Annotated in this window: 19 protein-coding genes; 10 read left to right on the top strand and 9 right to left on the bottom strand. The window is 55.7% G+C overall.

Features of this window, described 5'->3' with window-relative positions:
* Window positions 1–13 precede the first annotated feature (13 nt).
* The 4 genes from JQC75_RS14380 to yjjX all read right to left on the bottom strand — a co-directional run bounded on the left by JQC75_RS14380 (window position 14) and on the right by yjjX (window position 4,087).
* Entirely contained in the window at window positions 14–1,243 is a 1,230-nt protein-coding gene (locus JQC75_RS14380; RefSeq protein ID WP_203324732.1) for an aminotransferase class V-fold PLP-dependent enzyme, read from the bottom strand.
* A gap of 145 nt (window positions 1,244–1,388) precedes the next feature.
* Complete coding sequence (locus JQC75_RS14375; RefSeq protein WP_203324731.1) at window positions 1,389–2,426, bottom strand: NADP(H)-dependent aldo-keto reductase; 1,038 nt, start codon at window positions 2,424–2,426, stop codon at window positions 1,389–1,391.
* 105 nt (window positions 2,427–2,531) lie between these two features.
* A complete protein-coding gene (locus tag JQC75_RS14370; RefSeq protein ID WP_203324730.1) occupies window positions 2,532–3,470 on the bottom strand; it encodes a bifunctional helix-turn-helix transcriptional regulator/GNAT family N-acetyltransferase in 939 nt (312 codons plus the stop codon).
* Window positions 3,471–3,544: 74 nt separating this feature from the next.
* On the bottom strand, window positions 3,545–4,087 hold the full coding sequence (gene yjjX, locus JQC75_RS14365) for an inosine/xanthosine triphosphatase (RefSeq protein WP_239002017.1): 543 nt from the start codon (window positions 4,085–4,087) through the stop codon (window positions 3,545–3,547).
* A gap of 216 nt (window positions 4,088–4,303) precedes the next feature.
* Between yjjX and JQC75_RS14360 the strand changes: the two genes are divergently transcribed.
* From JQC75_RS14360 to JQC75_RS14350, 3 genes are all read left to right on the top strand, one after another.
* Window positions 4,304–6,904 carry an acylase gene (locus JQC75_RS14360; protein WP_203327233.1) on the top strand — a complete coding sequence of 867 codons (2,601 nt, stop codon included), beginning with the start codon at window positions 4,304–4,306 and terminating at the stop codon, window positions 6,902–6,904.
* A gap of 391 nt (window positions 6,905–7,295) precedes the next feature.
* A complete protein-coding gene (locus JQC75_RS14355) occupies window positions 7,296–8,522 on the top strand; it encodes a serine/threonine transporter (protein WP_239002157.1) in 1,227 nt (408 codons plus the stop codon).
* A gap of 49 nt (window positions 8,523–8,571) precedes the next feature.
* Entirely contained in the window at window positions 8,572–9,936 is a 1,365-nt protein-coding gene (locus JQC75_RS14350) for an L-serine ammonia-lyase (RefSeq protein WP_203324727.1), read from the top strand.
* Between the two features lie 90 nt (window positions 9,937–10,026).
* On the opposite strand, the gene JQC75_RS14345 is transcribed toward JQC75_RS14350, so the two are convergent.
* A complete protein-coding gene (locus JQC75_RS14345) occupies window positions 10,027–10,479 on the bottom strand; it encodes a GNAT family N-acetyltransferase (protein WP_203324726.1) in 453 nt (150 codons plus the stop codon).
* Window positions 10,480–10,694: 215 nt separating this feature from the next.
* Here JQC75_RS14345 and JQC75_RS14340 point away from each other — a divergent pair, with 215 nt between their 5' ends.
* Window positions 10,695–11,000 (top strand): DUF4234 domain-containing protein, encoded by a 306-nt coding sequence (locus JQC75_RS14340; protein ID WP_203324725.1) that lies wholly within the window; start codon window positions 10,695–10,697, stop codon window positions 10,998–11,000.
* A gap of 134 nt (window positions 11,001–11,134) precedes the next feature.
* A complete protein-coding gene (locus JQC75_RS14335; RefSeq protein WP_203324724.1) occupies window positions 11,135–12,427 on the top strand; it encodes a dicarboxylate/amino acid:cation symporter in 1,293 nt (430 codons plus the stop codon).
* Between the two features lie 106 nt (window positions 12,428–12,533).
* Here the strand turns inward: JQC75_RS14335 and JQC75_RS14330 are convergent, their stop codons facing one another.
* Window positions 12,534–12,944 (bottom strand): META domain-containing protein, encoded by a 411-nt coding sequence (locus JQC75_RS14330; protein ID WP_203324723.1) that lies wholly within the window; start codon window positions 12,942–12,944, stop codon window positions 12,534–12,536.
* A gap of 86 nt (window positions 12,945–13,030) precedes the next feature.
* On the opposite strand from JQC75_RS14330, the gene JQC75_RS14325 reads away from it, so the two are divergent.
* The gene (locus tag JQC75_RS14325; protein ID WP_239002016.1) at window positions 13,031–13,231 is read left to right on the top strand and encodes a hypothetical protein; all 201 of its coding nucleotides are present in this window, start codon (window positions 13,031–13,033) and stop codon (window positions 13,229–13,231) included.
* Window positions 13,232–13,262: 31 nt separating this feature from the next.
* Here JQC75_RS14325 and JQC75_RS14320 read toward each other — a convergent pair whose 3' ends face one another.
* Complete coding sequence (locus JQC75_RS14320) at window positions 13,263–14,180, bottom strand: GGDEF domain-containing protein (protein ID WP_203324721.1); 918 nt, start codon at window positions 14,178–14,180, stop codon at window positions 13,263–13,265.
* Between the two features lie 85 nt (window positions 14,181–14,265).
* Complete coding sequence (locus JQC75_RS14315) at window positions 14,266–15,243, bottom strand: GGDEF domain-containing protein (protein WP_203324720.1); 978 nt, start codon at window positions 15,241–15,243, stop codon at window positions 14,266–14,268.
* A 142-nt stretch (window positions 15,244–15,385) separates the two neighbouring features.
* Between JQC75_RS14315 and JQC75_RS14310 the strand changes: the two genes are divergently transcribed.
* From JQC75_RS14310 to JQC75_RS14300, 3 genes are all read left to right on the top strand, one after another.
* Entirely contained in the window at window positions 15,386–15,934 is a 549-nt protein-coding gene (locus JQC75_RS14310) for a GNAT family N-acetyltransferase (RefSeq protein ID WP_203324719.1), read from the top strand.
* A gap of 82 nt (window positions 15,935–16,016) precedes the next feature.
* On the top strand, window positions 16,017–18,053 hold the full coding sequence (locus tag JQC75_RS14305; RefSeq protein WP_203324718.1) for an EAL domain-containing protein: 2,037 nt from the start codon (window positions 16,017–16,019) through the stop codon (window positions 18,051–18,053).
* Window positions 18,054–18,057: 4 nt separating this feature from the next.
* Window positions 18,058–18,375: a hypothetical protein gene (locus tag JQC75_RS14300; RefSeq protein WP_203324717.1), complete on the top strand. Its 318-nt coding sequence runs from the start codon at window positions 18,058–18,060 to the stop codon at window positions 18,373–18,375.
* 167 nt (window positions 18,376–18,542) lie between these two features.
* On the opposite strand, the gene metK is transcribed toward JQC75_RS14300, so the two are convergent.
* Window positions 18,543–19,694, bottom strand: a complete 1,152-nt coding sequence (metK, locus tag JQC75_RS14295) for a methionine adenosyltransferase (protein WP_203324716.1) — start codon at window positions 19,692–19,694, stop codon at window positions 18,543–18,545.
* Between the two features lie 380 nt (window positions 19,695–20,074).
* On the opposite strand from metK, the gene tkt reads away from it, so the two are divergent.
* Window positions 20,075–22,066, top strand: a complete 1,992-nt coding sequence (gene tkt / locus JQC75_RS14290; RefSeq protein ID WP_203324715.1) for a transketolase — start codon at window positions 20,075–20,077, stop codon at window positions 22,064–22,066.
* Window positions 22,067–22,176: the final 110 nt, after the last annotated feature.

The raw sequence follows: 22,176 nt of genomic DNA, 5'->3' as shown, positions 1-22,176 counted from the left end.
TCCTCGCAGCAAATCATGGGCATAAGAGCTCGGCCGCTTCATTGATGGCGGCGAGAAAACGTGCGATATCATCCGGGGTGGTGTAGAGGCCGATTGAGGCCCGGCAACAGCCTTTTACCCCCATCAGGCTCATCAGCGGCATGGCGCAGTGATGGCCACAGCGCACCGCAATCCCCTGTTGATCCAATAAGATACCCACATCCTGATGATGCTCATCCCCCAGATTGAAGGCGATGGCGCCGCTGTTGGGGATAACCCCCTTGGCATCGCGGGGGCTGTGAATACGGATCTGCGGCACCGCCTCAAGCCCAGCGCGAAGCCTGGCCATGAGTTCACTCTCGTGGGCCTGCAGCGCATGCCTGTCGAGGCTATTGATAAAGTCGATGGCAGCCCCAAGCCCAATAACTGAGACGATGGGCGGCGTGCCGGCTTCGAGCCGGTTTGGCAGCTCGCCAAATTCGGTGCCGGCAAAGCTTACCGTTTTAATCATCTCGCCACCGGTGAGGAGCGGCGTGAGGGTATCGAGCACCTCAAAGCGGCCATAGAGCACGCCCACGCCATCGGGACCATACATCTTGTGGCCGGAAAACACATAGAAATCGCAGCCGATATCGGCCACATTCACCGCCTGATGCGCCACGGCCTGGGCGCCATCCACGAGGGTGAGGGCACCCTTGGCGCGGGCTTTGGCGCACAGGGTTTTGACGTCATTCACTGTGCCGAGCACGTTGGAGACATGACCGAGCGCCACCAGGGCTGCACCGGCTTCGAGCTGTGCGTCGAAGGCGGCGGTATCCAAACGCAGCTCTGCTGTGAGGGGAATAGCTTCAAGCCGGGCACCGGTTTGCGCGGCAAGCTGCTGCCAGGGCACCAGATTGGCATGGTGGGCGGCACTGTCCACCAGAATGACATCGCCGGGATTGAGGCGGTGTTTAAGCCCATTGGCCACCAGATTGATGGCCTCTGTGGTGCCGTGGGTGAAGATGATTTCTTCCCGGCGGGCGGCTTGGATAAAGGCTTTGAGTTTATCCCGAACGGCTTCGTAGCTTGCGGTTGCGCGGCCAGACAGGGTATGGGCGGCGCGGTGCACGTTGGCGTTGTCTGTGGTCAGAAAGTTCGCCATGGCATCCAGCACCTGCCGGGGCTTTTGACTGGTGGCGGCTGTGTCCAGATACACCAGCGGATAGTCGCCAATGTGTTGGTCAAGCGCAGGAAACTGGTTACGAAGGCTGGAAATGTTCATTAAAACGCTGTCAAAGCAGTGGCCGTAATGGGATTGAGTTGATCTTTAAGGATTTGCGCGGCCATTGCAAGGCCGCGCCGGGATTGAAACAGGAATTGCAGCAATAATTGACGTATATTGGCAGCCCTTAACTGCAGTCCGTAACTTAAGGGCAGGGCAAACGGTAGATTTCTCCAAGGGCATCGATGCGATCAAAAAGCGCGTCAGGCAGGCTGACATCGAGGCTGTCGATGTTCTCTTTGAGCTGCTCCAGCGAGGTGGCACCTATGATGTTGCTGCCTACAAAGCTGCGGCTGTTCACAAAGGCCAGCGCCATTTGCGCCGGGCTTAAGTTGAACTCCCGCGCCAGATTGACATAGGCCTCGGTGGCGGCTTTGGCGTGGTCGCTGCTGTAGCGGGCAAAACGCTTGAACAGGGTCAGGCGTGCCTGCTCCGGCCATTCGCCATTGAGGTATTTGCCGCTTAAGGTGCCAAAGGCCAGTGGCGAGTAAGCCAGCAGTGGCAACTCTTCTCTGTGGCTGATTTCGCTCATGCCCACTTCAAAGCTGCGATTGAGCAGGTTGTAGGGGTTTTGAATCGATACGATGCGCGGCAGGCCATGTTTTTCTGCCAGATGCAGATACTTCATGATGCCCCATGGGGTTTCATTGGAGACGCCTATGTAGCGGATTTTCCCCACCCGGATAAGCTCGGCCAGGGCCTCGAGGGTTTCTATGATGGGTGTTTGGTGCTCGGCGTCGTCACGCCTGTACATCAACTCGCCGAAGAAATTGGTGTTTCTGTCGGGCCAGTGCAGCTGGTACAGGTCGATGGTGTCTATGCCGAGGCGGGTTAAAGACGCATCCACGGCTTCGTGGATGTTGTTCCAGTCCAGTGCCATCTTGGGGCGAATATAGTCGCCCTTGCCACCGTGGGCACAAATCTTGGTGGCAATCACCAGTTCATCACGATTGCCACGGGCTTTGAGGTAGTTGCCGAGGATCTCTTCTGTGGCCCCCTGGGTCTCCGGGCGGGGTGGCACAGGATACATTTCGGCGGCGTCGATAAAGTTGATGCCCCGGCCAATGGCGTAGTCAAGCTGTGCGAAGGCGTCGGCCTGGGTATTCTGTTCACCCCAGGTCATGGTGCCAAGGCACAGGGAGCTGACCTCCAGATTGGAGTGGGGCAGGCGGCGGTATTCCATCAAAACATCCTTAGCATGATAGGCGTTATGAGTTTGAAGCTATCAACTCTGGCTGATAAAGCAAGGCAGCACAGGGCCTTGCCTTATCGCTTGCACAAAATTGCGTCAGGGAATGAGGCGTTTGAGCATGGGGATTTCGCAGGCGTCATGGCCTGTGTTGCCCATGGGAGCGGTGAGGTGTTCAAAGCCCAGTGACTCATAGAGCTTTACCGCCTCGTGGAGCACGGCTGTGGTTTCCAGATAGCAGGCCTGATAGCCTTCCTGGCGGGCGAAGGCGAGGCTGTGGTTGGCCAGACGTCTGGCAAGACCCTTGCCGCGAATAACCGGTAAAAAGTACATTTTTTGCAGCTCGCAGACCCCGGGCTCACTGGCAAGTGGCGCTATGCCGCCGCCTCCAAGCACCTGGCCATCCTGACAAATCACCCAGTAGGCGGCGCCGGGCACACTGTACACCTCACTGAGGCAGTCGAGGGTCTTGTCGGCCACGCCGTAGCCCTTGTCCGGCGTCAGCCCATATTCGGCCGACACTTCGCGGATCACAGCGGCAATGGCAACATCATCGTCGGGAGTGAGGGGGCGGATCTCAATGCCATCCTGGGCCTTGGCCTGCACTATGGCGCGCTGAAAGCGCCCCAGCGACAGGGCAATTTGCCCGGCTTCTTCGTCGGTCAGCTGTGCCAGCACTTGCAAAAAGTAGTTGTCCTGCTGCTCGTCGAGACGCTCGAGCATGGTGCGCCCTCTGGGGGTTAAACTGGCTTGCAGGCTGCGGCTGTCCCTTTGGTGCACCCGGGTTTCAACCAACTTTTTTTCAACCAGATGGGTCACGGCCCGGCTGGCATTGGATTTGTCGATGTTCAGCAAATGGGCAAGCTGTTTGATGGACAGGCTTTGCTGGCCCAGCTCTATCAGCGCGTGGGCCTGAACCGGGCTTAAGGGCAGCTTGCCAACGGCGCCTGCCAACATGCCGAGCTGACGTATCAGTTGCCGTGAAAGCTGACGAACTTCACGGGCCTGGGATTCCTGAACTTGGGTACTTCTGACCATGATGCAGTTTGGTTGGTTGCGAATTACAACCAATCTAACAGTTTTTTAACCTTAGGCAAGAGGCGTGCGTCCCATTATCGATAGAGCCCGGGGTGCAGCAGGGGTGCCATGGCGAGGATCAGTGCCTGACGATAGCTGCTGCCCCGGCTTTCGGCGTTGTGGGTCAGCAAGCCGATGGCGCCCACATCCTGTTTGATGTTCACAGTATTGAACATCCTGTCCATCACATGGCCAAGTTCTTCACCGGCCTGAAGGGCACTGAAAATCTGCCTTGGCAGGGGTAACTGGCTACTTCTGCCCACCGACATCTGCCCCGAGTCAGTGATAATGGCCACGTAGGCAAAGGTGGCCGGTCCGTCTTCCAGTTCGTCCACGCCACCTTCCATGGCCATGTAAAAGTGGGCATTGCCAAGCTCGCGGCAGGCCCTGGCACGGTTGATGGCGCCAAGGCGAGTGTCGGCGCTGTTCATGGGTTGGTCAGGTACACCGGATGGCACAGAGACGCCATGGCATTCGACTTTGGCCTGTGGGTACAGGGCTTCGATGGCGCCTTTGGCGGCGGCAACCTTTATAGGGTTTTTGGAGCCGACCAGCACCCTGATGTTTGTTAATGTCATTGTGTTAATTATTTCCAACATGTAGACGTTTGTTTAAATGACTGTTTAAATGGTCCGAGGTGTTTTTGCTCCACACGGACCGGTATTTTGGCGTTAGCGGCGAGTCAGGGCAAGCACCCTTCGGGATACGACATCTACTCCGCTTTTTTGCGTTCCTTAATAAAGGGATACAGGGGTTCCTGTCGCAGGAAAGGGAATCTAACGAGACCAATAATGATGACATTCAACAAACTCTTTATCGCCATGGGGCTGGGCAGCATGATTTTGCTGACCGGCTGTAACGACAGCGACAACGACGCTGTAACCACGCCTCCCTCCGACACTTCCCTGCAGGCCTTTGCGCCGGATGGCAAGCTCTCGGTCAATATCCGCCGCACCTCCTACGGGGTTCCCCATATCAAGGCCGACAACCTTGAGAGTCTGGGTTTTGGCAATGGCTATGTGCAGGCACAGGATAACCTCTGCATTCTGGCGGACGGCTTTATCAAGGCCAACTCAGAGCGCTCCCTGTATTTTGGCCCCCATGCCAGCCTGGATTTCACCACAGGTATGCCAAAGCAGGAGGATAACGGTAACCTTATCAGTGACTTTGCCTATAAGGCGTTGAAGATAAGGGCCCTGGCCGAAGCCAAATGGCCGGATTTCAGCGACAACTCCCGCGCCCTGATCTCGGGTTTTGTGGCCGGTTACAACCAGTACCTCAGCGATGTGGCCGAAGGCAAAGAGCAGGCCGAGCCCTTCTGTGCCGGTCAGCCCTGGGTGAAACCCATAGTGCCGGAAGATGTGGTGACCTATCTCTTCTCTATTGCCCTGCTGCCCGGTGCCGCCAACTTTCTCGACCTGATTTTTTACGCCAACCCCGGCGATGGCACCGAGTACCTGCCGCGCATCGTGGGCCCGGCCACTCTTTCTGCGTCCGCTAAGTCTGCCCCTGCTTCGGCCGCCACCAAGGCCTTTGTGGACGATCTCAACCAGCGCCTTATTGCCCGCGCCGCGCGCATTCAAACGCCGGACACCAATCCACGGGAACTGGGCTCCAACGGCTGGGGCCTTGGTAAAGACAAAACTGAAAATGGCCGCGGCATGGTGCTTGGCAACCCGCACTTCCCCCACACGGGTAACCTGAGATTCTGGCAGTCACATGCCACCATCCCCGGTCATCTGGATGTCATGGGCGGCTCTTTGGTGGGCATGCCGGGTCCCATCAACATTGGCTTTAACGAAAACCTCGCCTGGACCCACACCTTCTCAACCGCCGAGCACTTTATTGTGTATCAGTTGGAGCTTAAGTCAGGCGACAGGATGCAATATCTGGTGGATGGTGAAGCCAAAGACGTTCACGAAGAAACAGTGCAGGTGCTGGTGAACGCCGGTCCTGCCGGCATTCTGGTGGCTGAAAAAGAGGTGTACTACACGGATGATGCCGTGATGATAGAGGCCCCCGCCAACCTCGCGCCCTTTGGCTGGGACGATGGCCAGGCCTTTATGCTCAAAGATGCCAACATGGCCAACATGGACCCGCTGGACCACTGGCTGGCCATGAACCTTGCCACCAACAAGGACGAGTTCCAGCAGGCATTCAAAGATTATGACGGGGTGATTTTCAACAACACCATGTACGCCGATAGAGAGGGCAATGCCTTCTATATCGACGACTCCACCGTACCCGGTTTATCGGATGCCGCTGTGATGCTGCTGCGCACCGAGCAGGCCATACGTGATGCCCGCGCCCGGGCAGGCTTTACCATTTTGCCGGGGAACACTTCGCTGTTTGCCTTCGATGGGCCCATGCCATACGACAGGGCGCCCAAGCTTGAGCGCACCGACTTTGTGCAAAACTCCAATAACTCATTCTGGTCAACCAACCTTCAGGAGCCGCTGGAGTTTTTCTCGCCCATGTATGGACCCGAGCGCGGCCGCTTGAGCATGCGAACCCGCATGGGGCTTAAGCTGACGAGTGAGGCCGGTGGCAGCGATGGCAAGTTTAACCTCGACGAGCTGGAAGCGGCGGTGCTGGGTAATCACAGCTATCTGGCCGAGATGGTGTTGCCGGAACTGCTGGCCCAGTGCGATGCCCAGGGCTCAACCCCGGTGATGGTGGCAGAGGGTGTTTCCAAAGACATCAGCGGTGCCTGCGATGCGCTTTCACGCTGGAACGGCAAGCAGGATAACGACAGCATAGGTGGGGCGCTCTTGCGAGAGTTTGCCCATAACTTCAGCGAAGACACCATGCTTACTGTGCCCTTTGATTTCAAGGCTGCGGCGTCTACGCCAAATACGCTGGTGGCAGACGGCAGTGCCCTCAAGGCACTGGCACTGGCAGCGCTGAACCTGGAAAACGCCGGTTTTGCGGTGGATGCGCCCTTGGGCAGTGTGCAGTTTGTGGAGCGCTCGCTGCCCAACGGTTTGCCAAGCGGTCAGCGCTTGCCATGGCCTGGTACCCACAATGCCGAGGGTGGCTTTAACGTATTTTCCACCAGCTTGAGTGGTGATGACACCCTTATTCCCCAGCACAGCTATGCGCCATCCCTGGATGTACTCAGCGGCAAGCCACTTCGCTCTGGGCTCACCGACAAGGGGTATCAGATTCGTTATGGCTCGAGCTGGATGATGGCGGTGAACTTTACCGATACCGGGGTGGATGCCCGCGGCATTCTGACCTACTCGGAAACCAGCAATATCTTAAGGCCCGAGTTTGCCGACCAGACACTGCTGTATTCCACCCAGAAGCGGTTCCGCCCCTTCCTGTTTGCTGAAGCCGATATTGAGGCGGATGTAAAAGAGACGCTGGAGCTTTCGGGCGACAGCATTCGTTAACATTCGCAGCAAACTGCGCAGAAAAAAAACCGGCCCCTGAGGCCGGTTTTTGTTTTGCAGGCTCCACTCAGGGGCGCACTTGTATCGGCTTGGTTGCCTGTGGTTAAGCCCGGGTTAAGAGATGGCAACTTAACTGAAAATAAATTACGCGACATACGGGATCGGGATCCCAATATCAGCATTTGGTGAAATTTAATTACGTAAAACGGCCATCGATCAAAGGCGGGCTCTTGCCTTTTGACTATCCTTGCCGCGAATTTTGAGTCACGACTCAGACCCCAACGTTTATCGCACCTCTGGTGCCAAGGTTGAGCCCATGTCCAACGAAACCATGACTGCCGCTACCCGGCAAGCAACTGCCTCCCCAACCGTTTCACAGTCCAACACTGCCATGCCCTGGACGGCGCAGGATACCACCTGGATGCTCAGCCTGTTCGGCACCGCCGTGGGCGCAGGTATTTTGTTTTTGCCCATTAATGCCGGTATGGGGGGATTTTGGCCCCTGGTGATGATGGCGCTCCTGATTGGCCCCATGACCTATCTGGCCCACCGCGGGCTGTCGCGTTTTGTGTGCTCCTCATCCATCGCCGGCAGTGATATCACCCAGGTGGTGGAAGAGCACTTCGGCAAGGGTGCAGGTAAAGCCATTACGCTGCTGTATTTCTTCGCGATTTACCCGATTGTGCTTATTTATGGCGTGGGTATTACCAACGTGGTCGACAGCTTTATGGTCAACCAGCTGGGTATGGAGTCGCTGCCGCGCTGGCTGCTGTCGGGTGTGCTTATTCTCGGCATGATGTCGGTGATGGTGGCCGGTGAGAGAATGATGCTCAAGGTAACCCAGTTCCTGGTGTATCCGCTGGTGGCCATCCTCGCCTTTATGTCGCTGTATATGATGCCCAACTGGAACCTGGCCGCGGTGAAAGAAGTGCCTGCCGCCGGAGACTTCCTCGGCACTATCTGGCTGACGATTCCAGTGCTGATTTTTGCCTTTAACCACTCGCCAGCTATCAGTCAGTTTGCGGTTTCCCTCAAGCGCGAACACGGCACCAATGCGTCACGCAAGGCTGATATCATTCTGCGCAACACCGCCATGATGCTGGTGGGGTTTGTGATGCTGTTTGTGTTTTCCTGCGTGTTGTCCTTAAGCCCTGCGCAGCTGGCTGAAGCCAAGAGCCAGAACCTGCCGATCCTGTCGTACCTTGCCAACGTGTTCGACAGCGGTTTTGTCAGCTACTTTGGTCCTTTCATCGCCTTTGTGGCCATAGTGTCGTCCTTCTTTGGCCACTACATGGGCGCCAGCGAAGGCATGAGTGGCATTATCAAGAAACAGCTCGAAGGCAAGGGCAAGCCGGTCAACGAAGCCAAACTGAACCGCTTTATTCTGGGCTTTATGTTCCTGACCATCTGGGCTGTTGCGGTAATCAACCCCAGTATCCTCGGCATGATTGAAGCCCTCGGCGGCCCCATTATTGCCGCCATTCTTTACCTGATGCCCATGTACGCCGTGTATCGGGTGCCTGCACTCAAGGCCTACCGAGGCCGTATCAGCAATGTGTTCGTGATCATTGCCGGTTTGCTGTCGATGACTGCCATCCTCTACGGTCTGGCCGCCTGAGTTGATTGACCGGCGACGCACTGCGTCGCCGTTGCTTTTGGAGTCTTCCATGTTCAGTACCTTTGATATTTACAAAATTGGTATCGGGCCTTCGAGTTCCCACACAGTGGGACCGATGAAGGCGGCCAAGGCCTTTGTAGATACCCTTGATAATCTTAATTTTTCAGGCCGGGTGGATTGCCTGAAAGCCGATGTGTACGGGTCGCTGTCACTCACCGGCAAGGGGCACCACACCGACATCGCCATTTTGCTTGGTCTGATGGGCCAAAGCCCGGAAAGTGTGGATATAGATGCCATCCCGGCCACCATAGCCGCCGTGAATGACACCGAAACCCTGTGGCTTGAAAGCGGCAGACCGGTGCGCTTTGCCCGTGACGCCATGGTGTTTCATCCCCATGCCCTGCCTCTGCATGAAAACGCCATGACCTTAAGCGCCTTTGCAGACGATGAGCTGCTGCTGTCCAAGACCTACTACTCCATCGGTGGCGGTTTTGTGGTGGAAGAAGCCGATTTTGGCAAGGTGCAGGGCGGTGACATCCCGTTTCCTTACCCCTTTGAAAACGCGGAGGGTTTACTTAAATTGTGCCGCGCCGAAGGGGTGAGTATTTCGACCCTGATGCTGGCCAATGAAAAAGCCTGCCACAGTGAAGAGTTTATCTACCGCGGTTTTCGCGATATCTGGCTGACCATGAAGCAGGCCATTGACCGGGGCTGTCACACCGAAGGCGTCCTCGCCGGGCCACTGCGGGTGCCTCGCCGGGCGCCGGCGCTGCTTAAGCAGCTGGAAAGCAGTGGCCGTATCAGTGCCGATCCCATGGAGATTGTGGATTGGGTGAACCTGTTTGCCCTCGCCGTGAGCGAAGAAAACGCTGCCGGTGGCAGGGTGGTGACCGCGCCAACCAATGGTGCGGCGGGGATTATTCCGGCGGTAATGGCTTACTTTGATCGCTTTATTCAGCCGCTTGGGCAAAAGGAATACAGCCGCTTTTTGCTGGCTTCAGCCGCCATTGGCAGCCTGTATAAGCGCAATGCCTCTATCTCGGGCGCCGAGGTGGGTTGTCAGGGGGAGGTGGGCGTAGCCTGCTCCATGGCGGCGGCGGGCCTTGCGGAACTCATGGGCGCGAGCCCAGCTCAGGTATGTATGGCGGCCGAAATCGCCATGGAGCATAACCTGGGGCTGACCTGCGATCCGGTGGCAGGCCAGGTGCAGGTGCCCTGTATCGAGCGCAATGCCATCGCAGCGGTGAAAGCGGTGAATGCGGCGCGCATGGCGCTGAGGCGCACCTCAGACCCCCGTGTAAGCCTCGATAAGGTGATTGCCACCATGTACGAGACAGGCAAAGACATGCACGCCAAGTACCGTGAAACCAGTCTGGGTGGCCTTGCCATCAAGGTCACCAGTATCTGTGACTGAGTGTGCCTCAATCGGGAACATAAGCAAAAGGCCATCACAGATGGCCTTTTTTGTGTTGGTGATTTACTGCGCTTTTGGGCTTTGCCCTGATTAGCCTTTCGGCTTTTCCTCGTACATCAGGTAGTAGCTCTTTTCCATGCCAAGGGCCTCGTAGGTGTGCTGGGCATTGGCATTTTCCTGCTCAACATAGAGTCGGAAGCTGGCAGCGCCACCGGCGGCTGCGGCCATGTCTTTCACGGCCTGATACAGACGGGTATAGATGCCCTTGCGCCTGTGCTCGGGGCGAATGTACACGCTTTGTATCCAGTAATAATCCTTGGCGCGCCAGTCACTCCACTCGAAGGTGACCATCAGGGAGCCGGCAATCTCGCCATCAATATCGGCCACCAGATAAAAACCCTTGGCAGGGTTTTCCAGCAGGGTCGAGACGCCCTTGGTGAGGGTGGCAGTATCGAGCTGCAATCCTTCGGTTTCCAAGGCCATGGCCTGGTTAAAGTTCACGATATCGGTTAAGTCGGCCGCCACAGCCTTGCGTATGTTCATCAGTCATTCCTGTTATTGTTTTAGACCCGATAATCTAGCACAGCGGCACATGCTTATGCAGCCAGGGAGAATGCAACAAAGCGTGCAGCCTGATGTGCCGACGGCATCTGCGCGCGGCCCTGAAGATAAAAATGTCGGCGTGCAATATTCGACTAAAGTCGAATGCAGCTACACTTAGCTAAGGTCTGAGAGAGGTGTGAATTTTGGGGGATCCTATGGCCAAGCGTATCCGTGTTGCGCGTCCCAAGTTTTTTTCTAAGTCACATCAAATAGATAATTCGTTACACCACCAACAGGTGCCGGGCGTTCAGCATCCTCTGCATTTTTGTCTGACGCTGGTTACCTTCGGATTGTGGGGCCTGGTGTGGTGGTACCTCATCCTGAAACAACAGGGAAAACGAGACATACTCACGGGCTTCGATGACGATTACTGGAGTTACCTGATTGAGCGCGAGCAGCCGCCCGCCGCCCTGTACCCACAGAGATTCAGTGCCGAGCAGCGCGGGACTTTTGATGCCTGAAGCCTGCTAACTTGTGAGGCCGATCGTCACGCCTTCCCACAGCAAATGTTAATATTCGCGTTCGGCCCTCTGATGCCGAGCGCGCCGGGATGGATGCTGAGCGTGCCCCTTAGGCAAGTCTGAAAAGGTTCTGTATGTCCGTTACTCCACCCGTTAGCTTGTGGCGCCGTTGGTGCGCTGTGCCCCTGTGGCTGCAAATTCTCACCGGCATGTTGCTCGGTATTGGTGTTGGCCTTGTCCTTGGGCCCGATGCCAGCGCCCTCAAACCCATAGGTACCCTGTTCGTTAACACCATCAAGATGTTGATAGTGCCGCTGGTGTTTTGCTCGCTGATTGTGGGTGTTACCTCGATGCAGGATACCGCGCGCATGGGGCGTATCGGTTTTAAATCCTTCGCGTTTTATCTGGCCACGACTGCCATTGCCATCTCGGTGGGCTTGCTGGTTGGCTGGCTGCTGGAACCGGGTTCTGGTCTGAGCCTTGAAGGACACGACCTCAGTGCCGAAGTGAAAACGGCGCCCTCTGTGATGGATACCCTGATTAACATAGTGCCCACCAATCCGGTGGCGGCGCTGGCCAGTGGTCAGATTTTGCAGGTGATTGTGTTTGCCGTGGCCCTGGGTGTGGCCCTGGTACTGATTGGTGACCATGGCAAGCCTGCCATCAAGGTGTTTGAGAGCCTCGCGGAAGCCATGTACAAACTCACCGACATGGTGATGAAGCTTGCGCCCTATGGCGTATTTGGCCTGATGGCCTGGGTGGCGGGCGAGTATGGCATTGATATGCTGCTGCCGCTGATTAAGGTGATTGTTGCCGTGTATCTGGGCTGTGCCCTGCATATTCTGGGCTTTTATTCGTTGGTGCTTAAACTGGTGGCAGGGCTTAATCCCATCCAGTTTTTCAAGGGCATTAGCAATGCCATGGCGGTGGCCTTTACCACCTCAAGCAGTGCAGGCACCCTGCCGGCCAGCATGAAGTGCGCCAGCGAGTATCTGGGCGTAAACAAAAAGATTTCCAGTTTTGTGTTGCCCCTTGGCACCACCATCAATATGGATGGGACGGCCCTGTATCAGGGCGTGACGGCACTCTTTGTGGCGCAGGCATTTGGGGTGGACTTAACCTGGGTGGATTACCTCACCATAGTACTGACAGCGACCCTGGCATCAATCGGTACTGCCGGTGTACCCGGAGCAGGGCTTGTCATGCTGACGCTGGTACTCACCACGGTGGGCTTGCCCCTTGAAGGGGTGGCCATTATTGCCGGTATCGACCGGATACTGGACATGGCCCGCACCGTGGTCAATGTGTCCGGTGACCTGGTGGCTACCACAGTGATTGCACGCTCAGAGGGTGAGATAGATATTGCCCACTACAACGCCGACATGGAAACCAGCGCCGAGATGGCGCAGGCAAGGGAAGAGGCATGATTACCTGAGCCGCTGAGTCATAAAAAAGCCCCGCTTTGGCCGGGCTTCTTATTGATAGTGAGGACGCAGGCTGCCAGTCAATCCTTGGCTATGTGGCAAAGAGCGCTCAGAGGCGGCTTAAAATCAGCAGCAGCTTGCCTTCACTGTCGAACAGGCGCAATTTACCCTCGCCTTGTGCCAGCGATCTCACCTTGGGGAGGGCGTCGGCTACCCTGGCTTCCTGATCCATCAAGGCATCGACACAGGCCTTGCGGGTCGTGCCCGACGGGCTAAGCAGCAGCTGATTGCCCTGGAGTTCAAAGCTGCCAAAAAAGTTATTGCAGCTGTTGTTGCCATGAAGTTTGTTGCCTTCTTCGAACACCAGTTTTGCGGGGCTATAGTCGATAACAGGGTGATCGTTAACCTGTTCTATTAGCCAGGTTCCGAGCAAATTCACGGTATCAGCGTGAGAGGATGGGGATGATTGGCAGCCCACCAGCGCCAGTGCGCCGGCCAGCAGGGCAAATTTCTTGATCATGCGGGTTTCCATACTGTACTTTGACGGGCGACGTCGGCATGCCGCCATTCTGGGGCGATTATGTGGTGGAACAGATGAAAAGTGTAATGAAATTTCTGAAAATCCTGCATTGGCTTGGTCTGACCATGGTTCTGGGCGTGGTTTGGCTGCATCTGGGTACAGACCTGACGGAGCAAGTCAGTGGCATGCTGTGGACGTCAGTCTTGTTGGGGCTGGGATTGGTGTTTATGTCCCCTTTCCCGGTAGTGCTCGCCATCGAGTGGGCCAGGGGACAATCAAGCGCCTGAGGGGGTAACCTGTCAGGCTGCCTCTAGGCGCTTAAGCTTCTGGAGGTGTCTGTGCTTCGTCACTGCTCTGGGGCTTGGGATACAGGCGGCTGCGGGTCTTGTCCAGCTCATCCCTTACTTCAGCGAGCATGGGCGCCAGTTCAAGATGGGAGTCCGGGGTGAAAAACTTGTGCCCCGTCATCACCCGCTGGTCTTCCAGTTTACGGCTGAATTGTTTGTGCAGCCGGGTCACCAGGGAGTCCAGGTTGGCTTCGCTGTCGACAAAGGCCAGCAGCACAATTTGTTCCCCTATACGGGCGGCCACGTCGGCCTCACGAAGGTTTTCAAATACCACCTGTGCCAGGGCTCGCAGCTTTTCCTGCGACTCTTCGGCGTCATACTGGGTGCCGTTTTCCATCACCACCAGACCGGCGTGGGATCCCAAGCGCCGACTCAGGTTCAGCTGCCTCGGGGCCATCAGGTTAAAACCATTGTCATTGAGCATTTGTGTGGATTCATCCTGAAGCGACATACGCTCCAGGCGGCTGGCCTGGCGGAATAACGTTAACTCACTTTCTATCAGTGACAACATGGGTTCTGCCAACGTCCGACCGCTGTCGATGTTGGGGGGCAACTTGTCACACACCAGCAGCACAGCGCCGAAGGGGCTGCCACCGGGCCAGTTCAGCGGAAACTCAATCAACCCCTGCTGCCAAATGCCTTCTTCGGGCAATTCGGTATTGGCCAGCCGCTGCTTGAGATTGTCTATGGACTCAGCGGCGCCAAGGGTCAGGCCAACGTTTTTAGGTTGTTTCAGGGTAAGGATTTTGGCGTCGCCAAACTGATACTGCACTATGGCGCAGGCACTGGCTTTAAACAGCTGACACAACAGCTGCGTCAAATGCTGCCATCGGGATTCATCGATAGCAGTGTGGGGGGAATCCAATAACCAGGATACAGATTCTGACATAGGGTATTCATTGATGTAATTGTTGTTATTCCATAATACGTTAGTCGCGAATCACTGAAAAAGCCAGCCCGGGGTGCCAACCGGGCTATTGGGTGGTGGCCGTCAATGGGATTTCTGCGGCTCTTGCCTTTTGCTCTCGCTGCCAGGATTGCAGGTTTTCTTTGGCCAACATCAGCATGGGGCCGAGCTTACTGCCTGAGTCCGGCGCGAAAAACCGGAAGCTGTAATCCAGCTTGAGACTGGGTTCCTGCTGGGCCAGCTGGCGTTCAACCCGCTGCACTATATGGTTAAGATCCCGCTCATTGTCCAAAAACGCCAGCACTACAAACAGGGTTTCGCTGTAGTGCGCGGCAATATCGGCGGTGCGAATGGTGTGCTGTATGATGCCACCAAGCAGCCGGTGATGCTTTTCGTTGAGCTCTGCATCGGGGCTTTGTTGTTGCAACTCAAAAAACAAAATGCCGGCATGGGCTCCGAAGCGGCGGCCAAGATTCAACTGTCTTGGCGCCATCATGATAAAACCATAGTGGTTTAGCATGCCGGTTTCCCTATCCCGCATGGACAGTGATTCCACCCGGTGGCTTTGGCACAGCAGGGCGAGATCTTGCTGCAACAGGATTTGAAATGGCTCCAGCATCAGGCTGTTAATGCTCTGGTTTTCTACCCGCTTGTGGGAAAGCACGCACAAACAGCCAAAAATTGAGCCATCGGGCCAGAGGATGGGCCTGGCGAGCAGCCCAAGGCAGCTGTCAAAATCGTTGGGTAAGTCTCCGGCGTGGTATTTGGATAAATCCAGTGACACACCATCGGGCATGGCATTGACCAAATCCAGAAACAGCGGTGTGTCCCGGTCAAACATTTGCCCCGAGGTGAAGTGCGGCAGGCTGGCGATGGCACTCACCAGTACTTCGAAACCAAGGGATACCTTTTGCACGACAAACACATAGTCGGCTTCGTAGTAGCGCTTGATGAGCTCACACTGATGCATCCAACGCACAAGGTTGACCTGGGGGCTGTCGGACTCCAGCAGGCTGGCATGGGGATTGATGGTTTCAGGCAACATAAAGGGCAGCACCTTTCGCTGGGAACTGTCTTACAGTGTGGTCAGGAACCGCAGGAACCGCAAATTAATGGCTGATTTTGATTGTTGGCTTTCATCGGTCTAACTCCCAGTATAATGACTGCTTTCCAAAGGAGAAGTTCTGATGCAGATACGGCAGGCAAGCCCCGATGACATTGACCAGTTGGTAAGGCTTGAACAGCGTTTTGGCCGGGATGAGCTTGGCAATGATGATTCTCGCCTTGAGGCTCAGCTTAATGGGCGTCGGGAATTCACATCCCTTATTGCGGATCATCTGGTGGTGGTGGCGGATGACGCGGGGCAAATAGTGGCATACGCCATTGTTGCTGATGAAGGCTTTTATCAGGGGCAGTCTTTTTATCGCAAGCTTTATCAGCTACTTGGCAGCCATCAGCAGTCTAACACTTCGACACGAGGCCGCGCCGGGAAACGCCCGGCGCCAGGCTGTTATGGTCCTGTGTGGGTGGATAGCCGCTACCGCGGCAAAGGGATTTTCGGGGCTTTGTTTGACAAGGTGTTGACGCTTTCAATGGGGCGGTACTCATCCTTGTTTACCTTTATTGCACAGGAGAATCAGCATTCGCTGAACGTGCATGTGAAGCGCGCCGGCATGGAGGTGGTGGACTTTTTCGAGGATGACGGAAGGGGATTTTACTTGCTGCAGCGCCTTTAATGCGCTTTTCCTGCACGGACTGTCGCACCTGCGGTTTATGGGTTAAGTTAATTTAACGAGCAGTCATATTGTACGGCAGCCTATGCAGGTAAATTTTCAGTTGTTTGATCGCAGCTTTCTGTTGGCGGTGCGCGAGTCCTTTATTGCGCTGTTACCGTTTCTGCTTATCAATGCGCTCCTGGCGCTCTTCCCTGTACTTGCCACTGCGCTGGCTCCTGAGTTGTCGGGATCCGATGCTTTTCATTGGTTTGAGGGGATAAGTGATACGCTCGGGCGGCTTTTCCCTTTGCTGGCTATGCTGTCGCTGTCGTATCACTTTGCCAAGTATCTGGATATTTCTGCGGTGGCCTGTGCCACTCTGTCGTTATGCATTGTCTTTTCGCTCCATGTGCACAGCAGCGGTGGACTGGTGTTCAGCGATTATCTGGTGGAGGTGCTTGGGGACCCGAGGATGGTGATTACCCCAATATTGGCTGCCTACGTAATGCGGCCATTCTTAAAGTTCCCCCAGCTGCATCTGGTCAGAAGTGCCGAAATCAGTGCTTACCTGAGCCAGCACCTGAACCTGATTATTCCCATGGTGCTGACCTTCACCCTGGTGTTTTTGATCCTCAAGGCCATGAGTATGCTGTTGCTGCTCGGGATCTCGCCCATGGTGGATGCCGTGGGTGAACTGGGCCCGCTTGGGCAAATCATTTTCCGGGTACTGCTGACACACATACTCTGGTGTTTTGGTGTACATGGCGATAATGCCTTCCTGCTGCTGATTGGCGATGATAATGGGCTGCAATTCCTGGCGCCCAACCTGACCTTCAGCGCATTTATGGATCTCTTTGTTTTACTTGGAGGCAGTGGTGCCACCATTCCGCTGCTGATTGCCATCTTTTTGGAAAGCCGCGACGAGCAGAGCCGGCACCTGGCCAAAATTGCGGTGCCTTTCTCGGTGGTAAACATCAATGAAATCCTGATTTACGGTTTACCAGTGGTCTTTAACCTGCGCCTTGCCATCCCCTTTGTTCTGCTGCCCTGCCTGAATGTGCTCATTGCCTGGTCAGTGATTTCCGCCGGACTTTTGAGTTTTGATGGCAAACCCTTTCCCTGGGTGACACCTCTGTTTTTAAATGGCTGGATTGCATCCGGCGGTTTTGCCGTCGTGGTGCTGCAGCTGTTACTGGTCGTGGTCGGGGTATTCATCTATCGGCCATTTATTCGGAAATACAGTGCCTTCGCCGATGCCAATCAATACGACCGTGAACTTATCAAACGCACTGAATTACAAACGGATATTGAGCGCATGTCCGAGCGTCAATATAGTCGTAATCAGTCTGAATCCCTCGCCGCCAGTCGCAGTCTGGAGCGTACGGTTCGCGAGGTGCTGAGCGGTGAACTTCTGGTGCACTATCAACCAAAGCTCAAGCTGCCCGGGCAGGAAGTGGTTGGTTTCGAGGCGCTTTTGAGGCTTAAGGATGCCGACGGCAACATAAAGGGCCCCTGGTTTATTGATAACTTCCAGCGGGCGGGTTACTCCCACGTGATAGACCGCTTTGTGATAACTACGGTGGCGGAGGATTTGCGGCGCTGGCAGGCGGCCGGCTTTTCACCCAAGGTGAGTATTAACCTCGATCCCAACAACTTAAACGATGTGCTTATGCTCGACAGGCTGCGCACCACCCTGGGGGAATTTGCCCATCAGGTCGAAGTGGAAATCCTCGAGCGGGCATTTATGCGGGATCTGCAAGGCATTAACCGCGCCATTGCCCAATTGCAGACGTTGGGGTTCCGATTCTTGCTGGATGACTTCGGCACGGGATTTTCCAGTCTCAGTCTCTTGACCCAGATCTCCGTGGATGGCATCAAGCTTGATCGGAGCATCCTTGGCAAAACCGATACCGATCAGGGTAGGGTGCTTTACCGGCAAATTTGCCAGCTGTGTAAATCCCTGGGGTTCCAGCTGGTGGCCGAGGGGGTTGAAACGCCCTCGGAGGCAAGCTTCGTCGGTGATGCGGGTGTGGATTATGTTCAGGGGTGGTTGTATGCCAGGGCATTGCCACAAGCCCAGGCAATGGAATATGCGCTCAATCATGGCAAAATAACCCCTAACGATTTGGACACCATCTGACACCATGCAACATATCCAACAGCTGTTAATGCCTTACCAACAACATTCTCTCAGTGCCTGGGACAGATTGCGTCTCGGTTACAGCCTCTGTGTACATGGGGGCGTCGAGGTTAAGGCCTTTCGGGGCGGGGAGCCTGAGGCTTATTGGCTGCAAGTACCCGAAGGTCATGTGCATTGTGGTGCCCTTCATGCTGCCAGTACCGCTTGGCAATGGGACATCACGCCGGGTGGCACTCTGGAGCCTTTGAAGCTGGAAGCCGTGCCAGAAAGCCAGTTGGGGTTTTTATTGGTGCAGGCGGCGCACTTTGACCACTGCTACTAGTCGACCACAGCTACTAGTCGACCACAGCGACGGGTAGACCACAGCCACGGGTAGACCACAGCCAACGGCTGAATTGCCTCGTGCCGCGCTGGCGTGATGCATTCAGGGGTTGAGCCAGACATAAAAAAACCGCCTTGCGGCGGTTTTTTTCATGGGCGAGCGTCTGATTACAGACCCGCGTCTGCGCGCAGCGCTTCGGCCTTGTTGGTTTGTTCCCAAGGGAACTCGTTACGGCCAAAGTGACCGTAAGCGGCAGTGGCCTGATAGATAGGACGTGCCAGGTTCAGCATTTCGGTCAGGCCATATGGGCGCAGGTCGAAGTGCTGGCGTACCAGGGCAATCAGCTTATCTTCCGGCAGCTTACCGGTACCGAAGGTCTCGATGCTGATAGACGTTGGCTCGGCTACACCGATGGCGTAGGACACCTGGATTTCACAGCGGTCAGCGAGACCCGCGGCCACAATGTTTTTGGCAACATAGCGGGCGGCATAGGCAGCAGAACGGTCAACCTTGGATGGGTCTTTACCGGAGAAGGCGCCACCACCGTGACGGGCCATGCCGCCGTAGGTGTCAACGATGATCTTGCGGCCAGTCAGACCACAGTCACCCATAGGGCCACCGATAACGAAACGACCGGTTGGGTTGATAAAGAACTTGGTGTCCTTGTTCAGCCACTGGGCAGGTACCACAGGCTTGATGATGGTTTCCATCACGCCTTCCACCAGATCAGACTGAGACACAGAGTCACAGTGCTGGGTAGAAAGTACGATGGCATCAATACCCACAATCTTGCCTTCGTCGTAGGCGAAGGTGACCTGAGACTTGGCGTCGGGGCGCAGCCAGGACAGGGTGCCGTCTTTACGGACTTCTGACTGACGCTTAACCAGTGCGTGAGCGTAAGTGATAGGGGCTGGCATCAGCACGTCGGTTTCGTTGCTGGCGTAGCCGAACATCAGACCCTGGTCACCGGCGCCCTGTTCACGTGGATCGGCACGGTCAACACCCTGGTTGATGTCAGGAGACTGCTTACCGATGGCACTCAGTACCGCGCAGGAATCGGCATCGAAGCCCATGTCAGAATGCACATAGCCGATTTCGCGTACGGTTTTACGGGTCAGTTCTTCGATATCGACCCAGGCAGAGGTAGTGATTTCGCCACCCACCATCACCATACCGGTTTTCACGTAGGTTTCGCACGCTACGCGGGCCTTGGGATCCTGCTCCAGGATTGCATCAAGCACAGCATCGGAAATCTGGTCTGCAATTTTATCGGGATGACCTTCTGAGACCGACTCAGAGGTAAACAAGTGTTTTGCCATGTTTGGAATATCTCGACTTTTTAAGCGTTAAACGTGTAGAAGCATCTACATCTAGACGGCCATTTTAGTTGAAATTACGTTCACGATCATCCCCCGGATCAGAAAATTTAGTGCCAATTGTGACCAAGATAGGACTGGGTGAGGGGACTGTTTTATAGAGAAAATCAATTACTTTAACAAATTCAGGGTGATAAAGGCCTGGTGTGCTGTGGTTTCTTCCATGTGTTTTTGTATGCGACCAGCGAAAGAAGCCCCCGATAGCGCCTCACTGGTTTTGCCAGCCGTCAATATGGAAATTTAAATTTGCGTCCACAAGCCCTGTTAAGGGAAAATATGTGCCCACAATTGCCCGAAAAGCCTCAATACAAGCAGGAGAGAGCATGTCTCGTAAAGAACTCGCCAACGCTATCCGCGCACTCAGCATGGACGCCGTTCAAAAGGCCAACTCCGGTCACCCCGGTGCCCCAATGGGGATGGCAGATATTGCCGAAGTCCTTTGGCGCGGTCATCTGAAGCACAACCCCACCAATCCACAGTGGGCCGATCGCGACCGTTTCATCCTCTCCAATGGCCACGGCTCCATGCTGCACTACTCGCTGCTGCATCTGGCCGGTTATGACCTGTCTATTGAAGATCTTAAGCAATTCCGTCAGCTGCACTCACGCACCCCAGGCCACCCTGAGTACGGTTATGCCCCTGGTATCGAAACCACCACAGGTCCTCTGGGGCAGGGCATCACCAACGGTGTGGGTATGGCCATTGCCGAGAAAGTGCTGGCTGCTCAGTTCAACCGTGACGGTCACGACATCGTTGACCACTACACCTATGTGTTCATGGGCGACGGTTGCTTGATGGAAGGTATCTCCCACGAGGCTTGCTCTCTGGCAGGCACCCTGGGTCTGGGCAAACTGATTGCCTTCTGGGATGACAACGGCATCTCCATCGACGGTCACGTTGAAGGCTGGTTTACTGACGACACGCCAAAGCGTTTCGAATCTTACGGCTGGCACGTGATTGCCGGTGTTGACGGTCACGACAGCGACGCCATCGATGCTGCCATTAAGGCTGCCAAGGCTGACCCACGTCCAACCCTTATCTGCTGTAAAACCATCATTGGCTACGGCTCGCCAAACAAGTCCGGTTCACACGACTGCCACGGCGCGCCACTGGGCGATGCTGAAATCGCTGCTGCCCGTGAATTCCTGGGCTGGAAGCACGACCCATTCGTTATCCCAGCTGATATTTATGCCCAGTGGGATGCCAAAGAAGCCGGTATCGCCGCTGAGAAAGCCTGGGGCGAAAAATTTGCTGCCTATGCCGCTGCTTACCCAGAGCTGGCCGCTGAATACCAGCGCCGCGTGAAGGGCGAACTGCCTGCCAACTTCGGCACAGAAGCTCAGGCTTACATCGAGAAGCTGCAGAACAACCCTGCCAATATCGCTTCCCGTAAAGCCTCACAAAACGCTCTCGAAGCCTTTGGTGCCATGCTGCCTGAATTCCTCGGCGGCAGTGCCGACCTGGCCCCATCCAACCTGACCATGTACTCAGCCTCCAAGTCCATCACAGGTGACGACGCCAGCGGTAACTACCTGCACTACGGTGTGCGTGAGTTCGGTATGACCGCCATCATCAACGGTATCGCCCTGCACGGTGGCTTTGTGCCATACGGCGCCACCTTCCTGATGTTTATGGAATATGCCCGTAACGCCATGCGTATGGCTGCCCTGATGAAGGTGCAGAACATCCAGGTTTACACCCACGACTCAATCGGTCTGGGCGAAGACGGCCCGACTCACCAGCCGGTTGAGCAAATGGCTTCTTTGCGTGTGACTCCAAACATGAGCACCTGGCGCCCATGTGATCAGGTTGAATCTGCCGTGGCCTGGAAATACGCCATCGAGCGTAAAGACGGCCCAACCTCGCTGATTTTCTCCCGTCAGAACCTGGCGCAAATGCCACGCAGCGCCGAGCAGCTGGCCAATGTCGCCAAGGGTGGCTACGTGCTGGTCGACAGCGCTGCTGCGCCTGAGCTCATCATCATCGCCACCGGTTCTGAAGTTGAGCTGGCAGTGAAGGCCCAGGCCGAACTGACCGCCAAGGGCAAGCAGGTGCGTGTGGTGTCAATGCCATCTACCGACGTGTTCGATAAGCAGGATGCGGCTTACAAAGAAACGGTTCTGCCTGCCAGCGTCACAAAACGTGTGGCAGTGGAAGCGGGTATTGCCGATTACTGGTATAAGTATGTGGGCCTCAATGGCCGCATCATCGGCATGACCAGCTTCGGCGAGTCAGCGCCAGCCAATCAGTTGTTCGAAATGTTCGGCTTCACCGTCGACAAGGTGGTTGCTGCCGCCGAAGAGCTGCTGGGTTAATACTGACGCGAGCAAGGTGGCAGCTTAGCTGCCACCGGTCTGACCGGCGTTGCCGGTCAGCCTCTGTCGGCAGGGGAGCCGACAGGGTTTTCACCCTCCCCAGAGGATTT

The sequence above is a fragment of the Shewanella litorisediminis genome (genome assembly GCF_016834455.1).
GTDB classification, from domain to species: domain Bacteria; phylum Pseudomonadota; class Gammaproteobacteria; order Enterobacterales; family Shewanellaceae; genus Shewanella; species Shewanella litorisediminis.
This window is presented reverse-complemented; position numbering and strand designations above follow the sequence as displayed.